At 44.0% G+C, this 15,024-nt stretch carries 13 protein-coding genes and 1 riboswitch; of the genes, 6 read left to right on the forward strand and 7 right to left on the reverse strand.

Annotated elements, in window-relative coordinates:
• Window positions 1-14 precede the first annotated feature (14 nt).
• A complete protein-coding gene (locus SORDD05_RS05285) occupies window positions 15-800 on the reverse strand; it encodes an enoyl-CoA hydratase (RefSeq protein WP_061417528.1) in 786 nt (261 codons plus the stop codon).
• A gap of 207 nt (window positions 801-1,007) precedes the next feature.
• Here SORDD05_RS05285 and SORDD05_RS05290 point away from each other — a divergent pair, with 207 nt between their 5' ends.
• The 3 genes from SORDD05_RS05290 (at window position 1,008) to serS (ending at window position 4,234) form a co-directional block, all read left to right on the forward strand.
• Window positions 1,008-2,372, forward strand: coding sequence for an aspartate kinase (locus tag SORDD05_RS05290; RefSeq protein ID WP_061417530.1), 1,365 nt, complete (start codon window positions 1,008-1,010; stop codon window positions 2,370-2,372).
• A gap of 2 nt (window positions 2,373-2,374) precedes the next feature.
• Window positions 2,375-2,746 carry a DUF956 family protein gene (locus tag SORDD05_RS05295; RefSeq protein WP_061417532.1) on the forward strand — a complete coding sequence of 124 codons (372 nt, stop codon included), beginning with the start codon at window positions 2,375-2,377 and terminating at the stop codon, window positions 2,744-2,746.
• 213 nt (window positions 2,747-2,959) lie between these two features.
• Window positions 2,960-4,234 (forward strand): serine--tRNA ligase, encoded by a 1,275-nt coding sequence (gene serS, locus SORDD05_RS05300; RefSeq protein WP_061417534.1) that lies wholly within the window; start codon window positions 2,960-2,962, stop codon window positions 4,232-4,234.
• Window positions 4,235-4,259: 25 nt separating this feature from the next.
• Here the strand turns inward: serS and SORDD05_RS05305 are convergent, their stop codons facing one another.
• The 6 genes from SORDD05_RS05305 to zapA form a co-directional block, all read right to left on the reverse strand.
• Window positions 4,260-5,159 (reverse strand): TDT family transporter, encoded by a 900-nt coding sequence (locus SORDD05_RS05305; RefSeq protein WP_061417536.1) that lies wholly within the window; start codon window positions 5,157-5,159, stop codon window positions 4,260-4,262.
• A 110-nt stretch (window positions 5,160-5,269) separates the two neighbouring features.
• Entirely contained in the window at window positions 5,270-5,818 is a 549-nt protein-coding gene (locus SORDD05_RS05310) for a carboxymuconolactone decarboxylase family protein (protein ID WP_061417538.1), read from the reverse strand.
• 130 nt (window positions 5,819-5,948) lie between these two features.
• On the reverse strand, window positions 5,949-7,271 hold the full coding sequence (locus SORDD05_RS05315) for an alanine/glycine:cation symporter family protein (protein ID WP_061417540.1): 1,323 nt from the start codon (window positions 7,269-7,271) through the stop codon (window positions 5,949-5,951).
• Window positions 7,272-7,361: 90 nt separating this feature from the next.
• A riboswitch (glycine riboswitch) is annotated at window positions 7,362-7,450 on the reverse strand.
• A gap of 168 nt (window positions 7,451-7,618) precedes the next feature.
• Entirely contained in the window at window positions 7,619-9,955 is a 2,337-nt protein-coding gene (locus tag SORDD05_RS05320) for an endonuclease MutS2 (RefSeq protein WP_061417542.1), read from the reverse strand.
• Between the two features lie 100 nt (window positions 9,956-10,055).
• Window positions 10,056-10,604, reverse strand: coding sequence for a CvpA family protein (locus SORDD05_RS05325; RefSeq protein WP_061417544.1), 549 nt, complete (start codon window positions 10,602-10,604; stop codon window positions 10,056-10,058).
• On the reverse strand, window positions 10,601-10,903 hold the full coding sequence (gene zapA, locus SORDD05_RS05330) for a cell division protein ZapA (protein ID WP_000002027.1): 303 nt from the start codon (window positions 10,901-10,903) through the stop codon (window positions 10,601-10,603). The genes SORDD05_RS05325 and zapA overlap by 4 nt, the downstream gene beginning before the upstream one ends.
• Window positions 10,904-10,989: 86 nt before the next feature.
• Here zapA and rnhC point away from each other — a divergent pair, with 86 nt between their 5' ends.
• The 3 genes from rnhC to SORDD05_RS05345 all read left to right on the forward strand — a co-directional run bounded on the left by rnhC (window position 10,990) and on the right by SORDD05_RS05345 (window position 15,004).
• Window positions 10,990-11,871 (forward strand): ribonuclease HIII, encoded by an 882-nt coding sequence (gene rnhC, locus SORDD05_RS05335; RefSeq protein WP_061417546.1) that lies wholly within the window; start codon window positions 10,990-10,992, stop codon window positions 11,869-11,871.
• Window positions 11,872-11,874: 3 nt separating this feature from the next.
• Entirely contained in the window at window positions 11,875-12,489 is a 615-nt protein-coding gene (lepB, locus tag SORDD05_RS05340) for a signal peptidase I (protein ID WP_001105831.1), read from the forward strand.
• 148 nt (window positions 12,490-12,637) lie between these two features.
• Window positions 12,638-15,004, forward strand: a complete 2,367-nt coding sequence (locus SORDD05_RS05345) for an SF1B family DNA helicase RecD2 (protein ID WP_061417548.1) — start codon at window positions 12,638-12,640, stop codon at window positions 15,002-15,004.
• Window positions 15,005-15,024: the final 20 nt, after the last annotated feature.

The raw sequence follows: 15,024 nt of genomic DNA on the forward strand, positions 1-15,024 counted from the left end.
GTGCAAGTATTTTTTTATTTTCCTGAAAATTTTGGTCGTCTTCTTTCAGAATGAGCTCGAACTCCCTCTTTAAAATCTTCAGTCAAAGACAAAGATTCTTGCAGTTTCAATTCCAATTCAGCATAATTTTGCCAATCCTTAAATTGGCTTTCCCAAACTAGCTTCTTAATGGCTGCGTATGAGTTTGCTGAGCCTCGTCTTAATTTCTTCAGAACTTGTTCTCTAGTTTTTTCTAATTTATCAGCTTCGCAGACACGGTATACCACACCCCATTCCAGTGCTTTTTCCGCAGTCAAAGCTTCTCCTGTCATGGCAAGTTGTGCAGCCCGTGTTACCCCGATACTACGACTCAAGAGATGGATTCCACCAGCGTCCGGCGCCAATCCAACTCCAACAAAGGCTTGGATGAATTTTGCCTTATCAGTCGCCAAACAAAAATCGACTGCCACTGCCATATTGGCTGCAGCACCAGCAACTGCTCCATCTACCTCCATCAAAACAGGTTTAGGGATCTGCTTAATTTTATAGGAGATTGTATTGACTAATTCTGCAATCTTATTCAAAGAAGGGATATCATCCTCATCCACTGCACGCTTCATCTCAACCAGATCTCCCCCAACTGAAAAGACCTTCCCATTAGCATTAATCAAGATGAATTGAACAGCTTGTTCCTGCTCTGCTAGGGTCAAAGCTTCTAAAATCTCCTCACACATTGGGATATGGAAACCATTTGCCACTTCGGGACGATTCAAAGTAATGATAGCCAGATCATCTAGGATCTGATATAAGATATGATTCATAGCTTCTCCTTTTCTTTTATAAGACAATAGAATTATTTCATCATCAAAGTATACCTTTTTTTAGATAAAGAGGCAAGAAAAAACTAAAGGAAAGTGTCTCAGCTGATCAAAACGCTCACTTTATCCTAAAGACCTTAGTATTTTCTTCATTGAAAAATGCCCCTCTTTCTGCTATAATCGTATAAAATACTTACTTGAGGAGTCCTTATGAAGGTTGTTAAATTTGGCGGAAGCTCGCTTGCCTCTGCTAGTCAGTTAGAAAAAGTTTTAAACATCGTTAAAAGTGATAAAGAACGCCGTTTTGTAGTCGTTTCTGCACCCGGCAAACGCAATGCTGATGATACCAAGGTGACCGATGCTTTGATCAAATACTATCGTGACTATGTAGCTGGAAATGACATCAGTGCTAGCCAAAGCTGGATCATTGACCGTTATGCCGCCATGGTTAGTGAACTAGGGCTAAAACCTGCTGTTTTAGAAAAAATCTCTAAAAGCATTCGCGCCTTGGCAACTCTTCCTATAGACGCCAATGACTTTCTCTATGACACCTTCCTAGCGGCTGGAGAAAACAACAACGCCAAACTTATTGCAGCCTACTTTAACCAAAACGGCATTGATGCACGCTATGTTCACCCAAGAGAGGCTGGAATCGTTGTCACAAGTGAACCAGGAAACGCACGCATCATCCCATCTAGCTATGACAAGATTGAAGGCTTGGCTGACAGCAACGAAGTCCTTGTTATTCCTGGTTTCTTTGGGGTCACTAAGGAAAATCAAATCTGTACCTTCTCCCGTGGTGGATCCGACATAACTGGTTCCATCATCGCTGCAGGTGTTAAGGCTGATCTCTATGAAAACTTTACGGACGTAGACGGTATCTTTGCTGCCCATCCAGGTATCATTCACCAGCCTCATTCTATCCCTGAATTGACCTACCGTGAAATGCGGGAATTGGCTTATGCAGGTTTCTCAGTTCTTCACGATGAAGCTCTGCTCCCTGCCTACCGTGGGAAAATTCCTCTCGTTATCAAAAATACCAATAACCCTGACCATCCGGGTACTCGTATCGTTCTAAAGCATAGCAGTGATAAATTCCCAGTCGTTGGAATCGCTGGTGATTCTGGCTTTGTCAGCATCAACATGTCGAAATACCTCATGAACCGTGAAGTTGGATTTGGACGCAAGGTTCTGCAAATCCTCGAAGATCTTAACATCGGATGGGAACACATGCCAACAGGTATCGATGATCTTTCAATCATCCTCCGTTCTCGCGAACTAACTCCTATCAAGGAAGAAGAAATCCTTCGTCAGTTGGTTCAAAAAGCAGAAGTGGACCATGCTGAAATCGAACACGACCTTTCCATCATTATGATTGTCGGAGAAAAGATGAAGAGTCATATCGGGGTAACTGCTACTGCAACACGTGCTTTGTCTGAGAATAAAATCAACATCCAGATGATGTCCCAAGGTTCAAGCGAAGTTTCCATCATGTTTGTTGTCAATAAAGATCAAGAAAAAGCAGCTATCAAGGCTCTCTACCACGCCTTTTTCGATGAAAGTAAGGAAGACTAACCATGGCCCAATCTCTCAATAAAGTCATTGACCTCCAAACCACTGGAACATCTTACCTCTCTATCTCTGGAAAAGTTGGAAAATTTCTAGTCGGGGATCAAGCCTTAGAGTTTTATCCCGATGTCAATGTTGAACAATATATCCAGATCCCCTGGTCCAGCATTCAGCAAGTCGGAGCCAACGTAAGCGGCCGCAAGATCAGCCGCCACTTTGAAGTCTTCACCGATCAAGGTAAATTCCTCTTTGCCTCAAAAGACTCTGGGGCTATCCTCAAAATCGCTCGGGAAAAATTAGGAAACGAAAAGGTTGTGAAACTTCCGACTCTACTCCAGACCATTGGACAAAAATTTAAAAATCTATTTGCAAAAAAGTAGAAACTTTAGTATAATCATAGCAACGGATAAGTAAGTTATCCTCTTCTTTCAGAAAGTCTGCGGATGCTGCGAGCAGATAGAGGAGATAAGTGAAATTCTACCGTTATCAACAATTAAATACAGAATCAAGTGCACACCTGTGAAGTTGGATGGAACCGTGGCCCTGCCACTCCAACGCTTTGTTAGGTGTGCTTTTTTCATAAAGGAGTTTTTATGTTAGATATCAAACGTATTCGTACAGACTTTGATGCTGTCGCTGAAAAACTAGCTACACGTGGTGTAGATGCTGCTGTTTTGAATGAAATGAAAGAAATCGACGCTAAACGTCGTGATATCTTGGTCAAGGTCGAAAACCTCAAGGCAGAACGTAACACAGTTTCTGCAGAGATTGCTCAAGCCAAGCGCAATAAGGAAAATGCTGATGACAAGATTGCTGCTATGCAAGCTCTCTCTGCTGAAGTCAAATCTCTTGATGCTGAATTGGCAGAAATCGATGCTAAATTGACAGAATTTACGACTACACTTCCAAACATTCCTGCTGACAGCGTTCCTGTTGGAGCTGATGAGGATGACAACGTTGAAGTTCGCCGTTGGGGAACTCCACGCGAGTTTGACTTCGAACCAAAAGCTCACTGGGATCTGGGTGAAGACCTTGGTATTCTTGACTGGGAACGTGGTGGAAAAGTGACGGGAGCTCGCTTCCTCTTCTATAAAGGACTTGGAGCTCGTTTGGAACGTGCTATCTACAACTTCATGTTGGATGAGCATGGTAAAGAAGGCTATACGGAAGTTATCACACCTTACATTGTTAACCATGACTCAATGTTTGGTACTGGTCAATATCCAAAATTCAAGGAAGACACTTTTGAATTGAAAGACACTAATTATGTCCTCATTCCTACAGCTGAAGTGCCTCTTACAAACTACTACCGTGATGAAATCCTTGACGGAAAAGACCTACCAATCTACTTCACTGCTATGAGCCCATCATTCCGTTCTGAAGCGGGTTCTGCTGGTCGTGACACACGTGGCTTGATTCGTCTGCACCAATTTCACAAGGTTGAAATGGTCAAATTTGCCAAACCAGAGGAATCTTATGAAGAATTAGAAAAAATGACAGCCAACGCTGAAAATATTCTTCAAAAACTCAATCTTCCATACCGTGTGGTCGCGCTCTCTACTGGAGACATGGGCTTCTCAGCTGCCAAGACTTACGATTTGGAAGTTTGGATCCCAGCACAAAATACTTACCGTGAAATCTCAAGCTGTTCAAATACAGAAGATTTCCAAGCTCGTCGTGCTCAAATCCGTTACCGTGACGAAGCCGATGGCAAGGTTAAACTCCTTCATACCTTGAATGGTTCTGGACTTGCAGTTGGACGTACAGTAGCCGCTATTCTTGAAAACTATCAAAATGAAGATGGATCTGTGACTATTCCAGAAGCACTTCGTCCATACATGGGTGGCGCTGAACTTATCAAACCATAAAAAATAAGGCCTAGCTAGATAATAGCTAGACCTTTTTTCGTAACCAAATCAGATAACCACTCAAGACAAAGAGTAAAATAGTGAGGCATATAACCGTTTCAGCAAACACCAGATAATCCAGAAATGGAAGTTTCAAAATTCCCTGAGCCATCTTGAGCGAGGTAGCTGTGATAATGGTTGGGAAGGTGAGGGCTGAGAAGGCTGGTTGAAAGCCTTGTTTTAAAATATTGGGCAGGCGAGTTAAAACGAAGATGAAAAACGACTGAGAGACAAGCATCAGCAGTAACAAGGCCCAGGTCGGAAGGGTAACTCCACCGATACGCACCAGAGCTGCTAAGAGCAAAGAAAAAGGAGCACAGTAGATTCCTTCTTGCCCTAGTAGAGCTGGAGTCAATGGCTGTTTCTTTAGATCACTGTAAATCAACGGATAGAGAAAACAAGTAGCGAGAAAGCCGAAAGTCACCGTTAGGTAGGCAATCTGAATCAGGCCAACGACTGGATAGGTCAAGGCTGCAACTGCTATGCCCACATAAAGTACTGTCCAGCTTGGTGTTGCACTAGCTCTTTCCTCCACTCCAAGAAAGCGACGAGAAAAATAAGCAATCAAAGCAAGATCCAAGATAAAGGAAAACCACCACAAAAGCTGGGCTAGGATAGGCATAGACGGAACTAGTCGCAAGACATAGGTCGATAAAATCATCCCAGCCATAGGAAAGGTAGCTATACCAGATAAAAGAGGGGGCTTGGTCAATTCTTTCTTGGTTTCTTCCCAATTAAAAAGATGAAGAATCAGAAAGAAAATCCACAAAACTAAACCAGTCAGACTCAATAAATGCGAAAGAACAGGCCAAGTATCCGCAATCAAGTTTCCTGCACCTGCCAAACCTAACAAACAACCAGAAAATACCAAAGGGAGTTTTTTCATGGCAACCTCCGTTAATCATATTATTATCAGTATAGCATAAAAGCCTTTAAAATAGCATAGAAAAATGAAGACTGGGTAGATCAGCCTTCATTTTTTCTTTAGGATTCGAACTAGGCATAAGGTTGCAATTCTGGATTGATTGGCGTATCAGCTAAGTTGTTTGCATAGTTGCAAAGGCTGGCTAGGCTGACACCGAGAACCACGTCCAAGGCATTTTGTTGCGTATAGCCGGCTTCTAAGAATTCAGCCAAGGCTTCATCTCCTACACGACCCTTGGTATTGATGACTGCCAAGGTAAACTTGGCTAGAGTATCTAGCTTAGGATCTGTCTCGATTGGAGTACGGTTACGGAGGGCTTGGAGAAGATCATCATTCATCTGGATTTGTTTGATTGAAAAGGCTGTGTGACCTGCGACGCAGAAAGCACAACCATTGGTTACGGCAGCTGTGATTTGCACTACTTCGCGTTCCACTGGTGTCAGGCTATTGCGACGGTTGATGGCTCCGACAGTTCGGTAGGCTTCAAGAGCGGTTGGGGCATTGGCCAAGAGACCGATTAGGTTGGGAATATAGCCGTTGTTATCTTTTTGTACTGTTTCAAGAACTTCTTTCACTTCTGCTGGTGCTGATTCTACTGTGTGGATGGTAAATGTTGTCATAAGAAACCTCTTTTCATTTTATTGTCATTTAGTCTATCATAGAATTTTCCCCTTGGATAATATATATTTTCAATCGCCTTGATAGAAAATGTCTATAAAATGAAAAAATCACACTAAAAGTGTGATTGGGTTAGTGTTTAAAATACTTTTTAGTCTCAGCAATGACGACTGGCGACAAGACTAAGAGGGCAATCAAGTTTGGTAGAGCCATCAAGGCATTGACAATGTCTGCGATAATCCAAACCATATCCAACTCGATAAATCCTCCCAACAAGACCATGACTACAAAGACTACACGGTAAAGCCAGATAAAGCGGACACCAAAGAGAAACTCAAAACAGCGCTCTCCGTAGTAGTTCCAACCGAGAATCGTCGTAAAGGCAAAGAGCACAAGGAAGATGGTCAAAAGAGCAGGTCCAAAGTGTGAAAAAACTGTTGAAAAGGCTGACTGGGTCAAGGCAACACCATTTAAATCTCCGCTCCAAACACCAGTTACTAAGATTGTTAGACCCGTCAGAGTACAGATAATCAAAGTATCAATAAAGGTTCCTGTCATGGAAATCAAGCCTTGCTCGACAGGCTCATTAGTCTTAGCTGCAGCCGCTGCAATGGGAGCTGAACCAAGACCAGATTCGTTAGAGAAGACTCCTCGCGCCACACCATTCTGGATAGCCATCCGAATGCTGGCACCTGCAAAACCACCTACCGCAGCAGCTGGACTAAAGGCTGAAGTAAAGATGAGGGTAAGTGTGGCTGGGATTTTCTCGATATTAAAGAGAATAACTGTAAGAGTTCCTAAAATATAGACAATAGCCATAAAAGGAACCACTGCTGTCGAAACTTTTGATATGGATTTAAGACCACCAAAGACGGCAATCCCTACAAAAATGGATAAAATCAGAGCTGTGATGGCTGGATCAACTTGGGCTGTATTTTGAATGGATTCTGTAATCGAATTGACCTGGGTAAAGGTACCAATCCCTAGAAGCGCCACCAATACACCAGCTAGGGCAAAGAAGATAGCAAGTGGACGCCACTTTTCTCCCATCCCCAAAAGGATGTAGTGCATGGGTCCTCCAGCTACAGCTCCATTTGCATCCTTGCTACGGTATTTGATTGCCAGCAAGCCTTCAGCATACTTGGTTGCCATCCCAAAAAAGGCCGCCATCCACATCCAAAAGAGGGCCCCTGGCCCACCAACCTTGATGGCTGTCGCGACCCCGATGATATTTCCCGTTCCAACAGTAGCTGCAAGGGCTGTACATAAGGCAGCAAAGCTCGACACATCGCCGTGCCCCTTGTCCTTGGTAAAGATCAACTGAAAGGCCTTAGGGAGACGAGCTACCTGCAAAAGACCTAGTCGGATGGTCAAATAGATACCCGTTCCGACCAATAAGATCAAGAGGGGAGGCCCCCAAACGAAAGCATCAAGCGCTTTTAGCAATTCTAACATTTCCTTCTCCTATCTTTTCAACCCCAAAAGAAAGAGCACATGCAAGATACATGTACTCTGGAATGCTTAGATAAATGCTAAAAAGCGGTCTATCTTAGCTCTGTCCTTTTACCTGAGAGTTTGAGCAGTTGCCTGCCTTGCCCCTTCGGTGCCTTTACGGTCTCTCCAGAGTTCCGTCCATTTACAGTCATGGAAAACAAACCTTTCTCCATTTCTATTAAACTTCATTCGGTGTTGGTATTTTATTTTTTATTATTCTACAAGAAAAGTTAGCCTTTGTCAATGTTTTCTATGAAAATTTTTAGTTTTCATTTCTTTTTTTCAGAAAGATTGACTCCTTCTTCTCTCTATCCTTTAAAGGTCACAATGGTTGCGCCACTACCGCCAGCATTCTGTGGAGCATAGCCGAAACTCTTAACATGCTTATTTCTTTGTAGGTATTTGATAACGCCCTCACGGATGACTCCCGTACCGATACCATGGATGATGTCTACCTGCGCCATGTTATTGAGCAGGGCTTGGTCGATAAAGGCGTCCAACTCATTCATAGCCTCTTCGTACCGTTTGCCTCGGAGATCCAGCCTCGCTTGCGGACCACGACCAGAAGCACGTTTGACGACATTGACTTGTTTTTTCTTGACTGGGGCTTCTTGCTGAGCCTGAACAAGGTCAAATTCTTTCTCTTCCAAGGTCATCTTGATCAAACCGACTTGGGCTTCCCAACGGCCGTCCTTAAGCTGATTGGTCAAGGTTCCACGTTGTCCATAACTGAGAACCACAATGTCATCTCCCACCTTTGGAGCTCGTTTTTTCTTGGCTTTTTGAAGGACCTTGTTTTTGGACAAATCTACTTTTTCAGGGGCCAGTTTTTTCAGCTCAGCCTTGGCTTCAATGATTTCATGGGGTTTGAGTTGAGACTTACTGTGGAGGTTCTTGAGAATCTGGTCACTCTCATTTAGAGCAAGTTCCACAATCTCGACTGCTTGTTCACGCGCCTTGTTAAGCTCAGTTTCCTTTTCACGATTGAGTTCGTTGTAGAGCTTTTTAAGAGCTCGGTTCATCTTAAGGTTTTCTTGCTCCACCTCACGGATATTGTCCAAGCGTTTGCGACTTTCAAGCGTTTGCTCTTCCAATTGTTCAATGATGCGGTTGACATCATTATCCTGATCAACCTGCTGGCTGGCATCTCCCACGATGACATCTGACAAGCCCAGGCGTTTGGCAATTTCAAAGGCATTACTTCGACCAGGGACACCCTGCATAAAGCGATAGGTCGGACGCAGACTAGCTGTGTCAAACTCCATGCTGGCATTTTGCACAAAGGCTGTCTCGATACCATAAGCCTTGAGTTCTGGGTAGTGGGTCGTCGCCATGGTCTTAACCTGACGCAGACGAAGATCCTCCAAAATGGCCATGGCAAGGGCTGCTCCTTCCTGCGGATCGGTACCTGCGCCAAGCTCATCTAGTAATAAAAGCGAGTGTTGGTTGACCTTGCCAAGAATATCTACGATATTAGTCATGTGACTGGAGAAGGTAGACAAGCTTTGCTCGATAGACTGCTCATCCCCAATATCTGCGAAGATTTCTTCGAAAATACCGACACAGCTCCCCTTATCAGCTAAAATGGGCAAGCCTGACTGGGCCATGAGTTGGGTCAAGCCCAAGGTTTTGAGCATGATGGTCTTACCACCAGTATTGGGACCTGTAATGACAATGGCCGTTAATTCCTTACCGAAGTGTACATCGTTTGCGACAGCATTTTTAACCAAAGGATGGCGGACATGAAGGAGTTGAATCTCTTGATTCTGTGAAAGTTGAGGAACGACTGCTTGTCTTTCTTGGATGAAACGCACCTTGGCACGAATCAAGTCTAAATGGCCGATAATCCAAGCGTCATTAGCAATCTCAGCAGCATGAGGGCGGATCCGTTCTGAGAGCACCTGTAGGATGCGAATCATCTCATAGCGTTCGTCTGCTCGCAAACTAGCGATTTCTTCGCTCAGTTTCACGACCTCACGTGGCTCGATATAGACCGTGTTTCCGCTGGCAGAGATGTCATGAACAACACCTGCAATCTTGTTACGATAGGTGTTCTTGACAGGTAAAACCTGACGGCCATTTCTGCTAGCAATGATTCCTTCGGTCAACATCTGCGCTTTTTGTTTAAGTAAGTCTTGCAAGACATCTCGAACTTGACTCTCGCTATCATGAATTTTCCGACGGATGCGTGCTAGCTCTTCACTGGCGAAATTTTCGATAAATCCTGCATCATTTAGGGATTGAAGACTCCCTTGCAAGTGTGGGAAATCATGCAGTCTTTCAAACCATCTCGCCAACTGTTCCAAGCGAACATTTTCGAGATTAGCATAAAAACTTTGCAACTCTCTGCTAGCAAGCAAAACCCGTTTGAGGAGCAGGAACTCCTCGATATTGAGGTCCGCCCCCATCTCCAGACGCTTACAAATCGCTGATATCTCACGTGTCGCTAGGATGGTAAAGTGAGGTTGCTCCACAAAAAGCGCCTGCATTTCCTCCATCTCTGTAAAGGCTTGTTTGATCTTATCCGCCTTGGCAGTTGGAGCCAAACCTTTTAACTCCTCTAGTCCTTGTTCTGTCAGAAGATGAGGTTCAAACAAGGCTTTGATTTTATTGAATTCTAAAGTTTCTAGTATTTTTGTATTCATATTTTTTCCTTGTGTATTTGTTTACAAAATCGTAGCAACTAGAGGTTTTGACCTAGTCCTCCAATCTGTAAACAAAGGGCTAGGAAAAATCCCGCCCTTTTTATCCGATTAAATTTGTCACCCAGAGTTGTTTGATAAAGTTTGTCGTAAAAGGGATACTTTGGATGATATGTTTAGCTACCACGCTCTTTTCAAGTGAATTTTGAACGGCTGCCATAGGCACCGTTGCAAGAATGGTCAAAGCCATTTGCAAGACAAATAAGGTTACCAATAATGACAAAACACCTGCTCCGATACGAAACCAGATGCCCCCTAGCTTATTAGTCGGAATCAAGTGTAGGAACAAACCGATAAAACGTCCGATACTGTAACAAATTCCGAAAACTAGGAGGTAGGCCAGACCCGCATAAAAGACCTTGTCTAGCTGAAAAAGCTGGGCTGAAGGGAAGAAAAAGGTACCCTGTCCTTCCTGAGGATTGGCATAAGGGACAAGCAAGTGAAATTGATCTCCCAGCGATTTATAAAACTGCCCAGCAATAAAGGCTGAAATCACTGCCACGAGGAAATAATAAACTTGCAGCACCAGACCTCTACGGTAGCCGATGTAAAAACCCCAAGCTAGAACCAGTAAGAGAAGGATCGAAATCATAGGGAATCCTCAATCTTGCTCTGCTCTTGCTTGACTGCCACTAGCTTATTTCGAAGGTCTTTAAGCTCCTGCTCCTTATCGTCAAACTCAATCTCACGACTAAGCTGCGTCGATAGGCTGTTAATCGCTAAAAGGAGGGCAATGGTTTCATCATCCGCTCCAGGCATTTGTTCCTTAATTGCTTGGTATTTTTCAGTCGCAACCTTAGCAATTTCCTCCATAAAGAGGTTGTCATGCTCGGTTGTCAAGGTTAATGTCTTTTTCCCGAATGTAAACTTATATCGATTTAGATTTGCCATAAAATTCACCTCACGATATTATACCAAATTTCGCTAACTTTGTCAGTTTTTACCAATTCTCCTGCTTTTATGGTACAATAGAGACTATGGCAAGTATCACACTCACACCAAGTGAACAGGAAATTCAGAGCTTTTTAAGTCAGTATCAGAAGGCTCTCGCCCCTAGTAAAAATCCTTATATTCGCTATTTTTTGCGCTTCCCTCAGGCAACGGTTTCCATCTATACTTCTGGAAAAGTCCTCCTGCAGGGCGAAGCTGCTGAACAATACGCCACTTTCTTTGGCTATAAAGTTCAACAAGAAAACAGTGGACAAGATTTTCCTATGATTGGGACTGATGAGGTGGGAAATGGTTCCTACTTTGGTGGGCTTGCTGTCGTGGCTTCCTTCGTGACACCTGACCAGCACGACTTCTTGCGAAAACTCGGCGTAGGGGATTCAAAAACCTTGACCGACCAAAAGATTCGTCAGATTGCCCCTATCCTCAAGGAAAAGATCCAGCATCAAGCGCTCCTTCTTTCACCGAGTAAGTACAACGAAGTTATCGGAGATCGTTACAATGCTGTTTCTGTAAAGGTTGCCCTACACAACCAGGCTATCTTTCTCCTTCTCCAAAAAGGAGTCCAGCCAGAAAAAATCGTGATTGACGCTTTTACAAGTCCTAAAAACTATAACAAGTACTTGGCGCAAGAAGCCAACCGTTTTCCAAACAAAATTAGCTTAGAAGAAAAAGCCGAGGGAAAATACCTGGCTGTTGCAGTTAGCTCCATCATCGCTCGTGACCTCTTCCTCGAAAACTTGGAAAATCTTGGACGAGAACTAGGCTATCAACTGCCAAGCGGCGCTGGAACTGCATCTGATAAGGTTGCTAGCAAAGTCCTTCAAGCCTATGGCATGAAAGGACTTCGTTTCTGTGCCAAACTGCATTTTAAAAACACTGAAAAAGCCAAAGCACTTCTAGAAAGGTAAATTATGAATTATTTTAAAACATTTCTAAAAGAGTGGGGACTTACGTTCCTCATCATTATACTAGTCGGTCTTAGTCGTCTCTTTCTCTGGACCAATGTCCGTGTGGAAGGACACTCTATGGATCCGACCCTAGCTGATGGAGAGATTCTCTTTGTCGTCAAACACCTCCCTATCAACCGTTTTGACATTGTAGTTGCTCATGAAGATGATGGAAATAAAGACATCGTTAAACGCGTCATCGGCATGCCTGGTGATACCATTCGCTACGAAAACGACAAGCTCTTTATCAACAATCAAGAAACCGACGAACCTTACCTAGCAGACTACCTCCAACAGTTTAAAAATGATAAACTGCAAAACGCCTATTCGGGGAAAGGCTTTGAAGGAGATAAGGGGGTGTATTTTAGAAGTCTAGCCCAGAAAGCTCAGGCCTTTACTGTCGATGTGAATTTCAACACCAGTTTCAGCTTTACAGTACCTGAGGGCGAGTACCTCCTCCTTGGAGATGACCGTTTGGTTTCCAGTGACAGTCGCCATGTCGGAACCTTTAAAGCCAGTCAAATCAAAGGAGAAGCCAAATTCCGTTTCTGGCCACTCAACCGTATCGGAATCTTTTAAAATCAGCAACTAGATGCTGTGATAGTCTTTTTGAGTTAGCTTTTAGGATTAGATTGCAACTTGGCAATATCTTGTACCAAGTCCCAAATCAAAGGAAAGCCTAACTGAAAGCTCTATCCCAGCTCTTTTTCTATCAAAAAGGAAATCTATGGAAGTTTATTTTTCAGGCACCATTGAACGTATTATTTTTGAAAATCCCAGCAATTTTTATCGCATCCTCCTCCTAGATATCGAAGATACCAATGCGGAGGACTTTGACGATTTTGAAATTATCATTACAGGAACCATGGCTGACGTGATTGAGGGCGAAGACTACACCTTTTGGGGACAAATCGTTCAACACTCCAAGTACGGAGAACAACTGCAAATCAGCCGTTATGAGCGGGCAAAACCAACTAAAAAAGGGCTAGTTAAGTACTTTTCGAGTAGCCACTTCAAGGGAATTGGTCTCAAAACGGCTCAAAAAATCGTGGATTGCTATGGTGAAAATACCATAGACGAAATTCTGGAACATCCTGAAAAGCTAGAAGGCATCTCAGGACTCTCTGCCCAAAACCGTGAGGCTTTCCTCTCTACCCTCCGTCTCAACTATGGGACAGAAATGGTCTTGGCAAAACTAGCTAACTACGGCATTCCCAATAAACTAGCCTTTCAGATTCAAGACTTTTACAAGGAAGAAACGCTGGATATTGTCGAAAACTATCCCTACCAACTGGTCGAGGATATCAAGGGATTGGGTTTTACCATTGCTGACCAACTAGCGGAGGAACTAGGCATCGAAAGTCAGGCTCCCGAGCGCTTTCGTGCTGGCCTTGTCCACAGTCTCTTTCAAGGCTGTATGGATACGGGCGATACCTACATGGAAGCCCGAGATTTGCTGGAACAGACCCTGACTCTCCTCGAGTCTTCCCGACCCGTAGAACTGGATCCCAGCCAAGTAGCCCAAGAACTCTCCTACCTCATCGAAGAAGACAAGGTTCAGCAGATTGATACCAAAATCTTTGACAATAGTCTCTTTTTCGCCGAAGAAGGCATTCGCAGCCACTTGGTTCGTATCCTTGAAAAAGGAAAACAGAAAAATCAGGATTTAGAAACCATTCAAAAGCATATCGCTACTGTCGAGGAGGAACTGGGTATCCAATACGATAGCATTCAAAAACAGGCTATCTGTGACGCTATCCAGAACAAGGTCTTTATCCTAACAGGTGGACCTGGTACAGGTAAGACGACTGTTATCAATGGGATTATCGCTGTCTATGCACTTTTAGAAGGACTTGACCTCAGAAAAAAAAGCAACCTGCCTATCCTTCTAGCAGCTCCAACTGGTCGAGCAGCTCGGCGCATGAATGAATTAACAGGTTTGCCCAGCGCGACCATTCACCGCCATTTGGGAATGACGGGGGACGATGATACTAGCCATCTGGAAGATTATCTGGATGCCGACTTTATTATCGTGGATGAATTCTCCATGGTGGACACTTGGCTAGCCAACCAACTTTTCTCCAACATCTCTTCTAACAGTAAAATCCTCATCGTGGGTGATAGCGACCAGCTACCTTCTGTTAGTCCTGGGCAAGTCCTTGCTGACCTGCTCCAGATACCCCTGATTCCGCAGACTCGCTTGGAACGGATTTACCGTCAGAGTGAAGAATCAACCATCGTCACCTTGGCTAGCCAGATTCGACAAGGCATCTTGCCAGCTGACTTTACTAAGAAAAAGGCAGACCGCTCCTACTTTGAAATTGCTAGCGGCCATATCCCTGCTACCATTGAGAAAATTCTTGGTGCTGCCCTCAGAAGTGGCATTCCGGCTCGTGATATTCAGGTGCTGGCGCCTATGTATCGAGGAACTGCTGGTATTGACGCCATCAACCAACTCATGCAAGGCCTACTCAATCCTCTTCAAAAGGGACAAGTTAGCTTTGAAGCAACTCAGTGTCACTATCGAACAGGGGACAAGGTCATTCACCTAGTCAACGACGCTGAAGTCAATGTCTTTAATGGAGACCTAGGCTACATCTCAGATCTGATCCCTAGTAAGTACACCGAGTCAAAACAAGACGAGATTGTCATTGATTTTGATGGCAATGAGGTCATCTATCCACGCAATGAATGGTACAAGATTCGTCTGGCCTATGCCATGAGTATTCATAAGTCACAAGGGAGTGAGTTTCCCGTTGTCATCCTGCCCATTACTAGTGCTAGCAAGCGCATGCTGGAACGCAATCTAATCTACACAGCTATTACACGGGCTAAGAGCAAGCTCATCTTACTAGGCGAATTACAGGCCTTTGACTATGCAGTCAAACATATCGGAACTGCCCGTAAGACCTATCTGATTGAACGCTTCAAGGATCTGCTTGAATCAGCTGACCAAACCAACCCAGCCCCAACTGAAACAACAAATCAAGAGGGAGCTCCTCTATCCTACATCCTCACCGAGGAAAACTGGTCAAGCATCCCAGCTATGATCGGGATTACAGACGCAGACCTCAAAGATATTTTTGGAAAGTAGAGCATCAGAAAACCCACCTA

Source organism: Streptococcus oralis (genome assembly GCF_001578705.1).
Lineage (GTDB): Bacteria > Bacillota > Bacilli > Lactobacillales > Streptococcaceae > Streptococcus > Streptococcus oralis_J.

What these genes read in the sequence shown, in the direction of transcription:
- SORDD05_RS05285 (WP_061417528.1), bottom strand. Translation starts at nt 800, where the DNA reads ATGAATCATATCTTATATCAGATCCTAGATGATCTGGCTATCATTACT.
- SORDD05_RS05290 (WP_061417530.1), top strand. Translation starts at nt 1,008, where the DNA reads ATGAAGGTTGTTAAATTTGGCGGAAGCTCGCTTGCCTCTGCTAGTCAG.
- SORDD05_RS05295 (WP_061417532.1), top strand. Translation starts at nt 2,375, where the DNA reads ATGGCCCAATCTCTCAATAAAGTCATTGACCTCCAAACCACTGGAACA.
- serS (WP_061417534.1), top strand. Translation starts at nt 2,960, where the DNA reads ATGTTAGATATCAAACGTATTCGTACAGACTTTGATGCTGTCGCTGAA.
- SORDD05_RS05305 (WP_061417536.1), bottom strand. Translation starts at nt 5,159, where the DNA reads ATGAAAAAACTCCCTTTGGTATTTTCTGGTTGTTTGTTAGGTTTGGCA.
- SORDD05_RS05310 (WP_061417538.1), bottom strand. Translation starts at nt 5,818, where the DNA reads ATGACAACATTTACCATCCACACAGTAGAATCAGCACCAGCAGAAGTG.
- SORDD05_RS05315 (WP_061417540.1), bottom strand. Translation starts at nt 7,271, where the DNA reads ATGTTAGAATTGCTAAAAGCGCTTGATGCTTTCGTTTGGGGGCCTCCC.
- SORDD05_RS05320 (WP_061417542.1), bottom strand. Translation starts at nt 9,955, where the DNA reads ATGAATACAAAAATACTAGAAACTTTAGAATTCAATAAAATCAAAGCC.
- SORDD05_RS05325 (WP_061417544.1), bottom strand. Translation starts at nt 10,604, where the DNA reads ATGATTTCGATCCTTCTCTTACTGGTTCTAGCTTGGGGTTTTTACATC.
- zapA (WP_000002027.1), bottom strand. Translation starts at nt 10,903, where the DNA reads ATGGCAAATCTAAATCGATATAAGTTTACATTCGGGAAAAAGACATTA.
- rnhC (WP_061417546.1), top strand. Translation starts at nt 10,990, where the DNA reads ATGGCAAGTATCACACTCACACCAAGTGAACAGGAAATTCAGAGCTTT.
- lepB (WP_001105831.1), top strand. Translation starts at nt 11,875, where the DNA reads ATGAATTATTTTAAAACATTTCTAAAAGAGTGGGGACTTACGTTCCTC.
- SORDD05_RS05345 (WP_061417548.1), top strand. Translation starts at nt 12,638, where the DNA reads ATGGAAGTTTATTTTTCAGGCACCATTGAACGTATTATTTTTGAAAAT.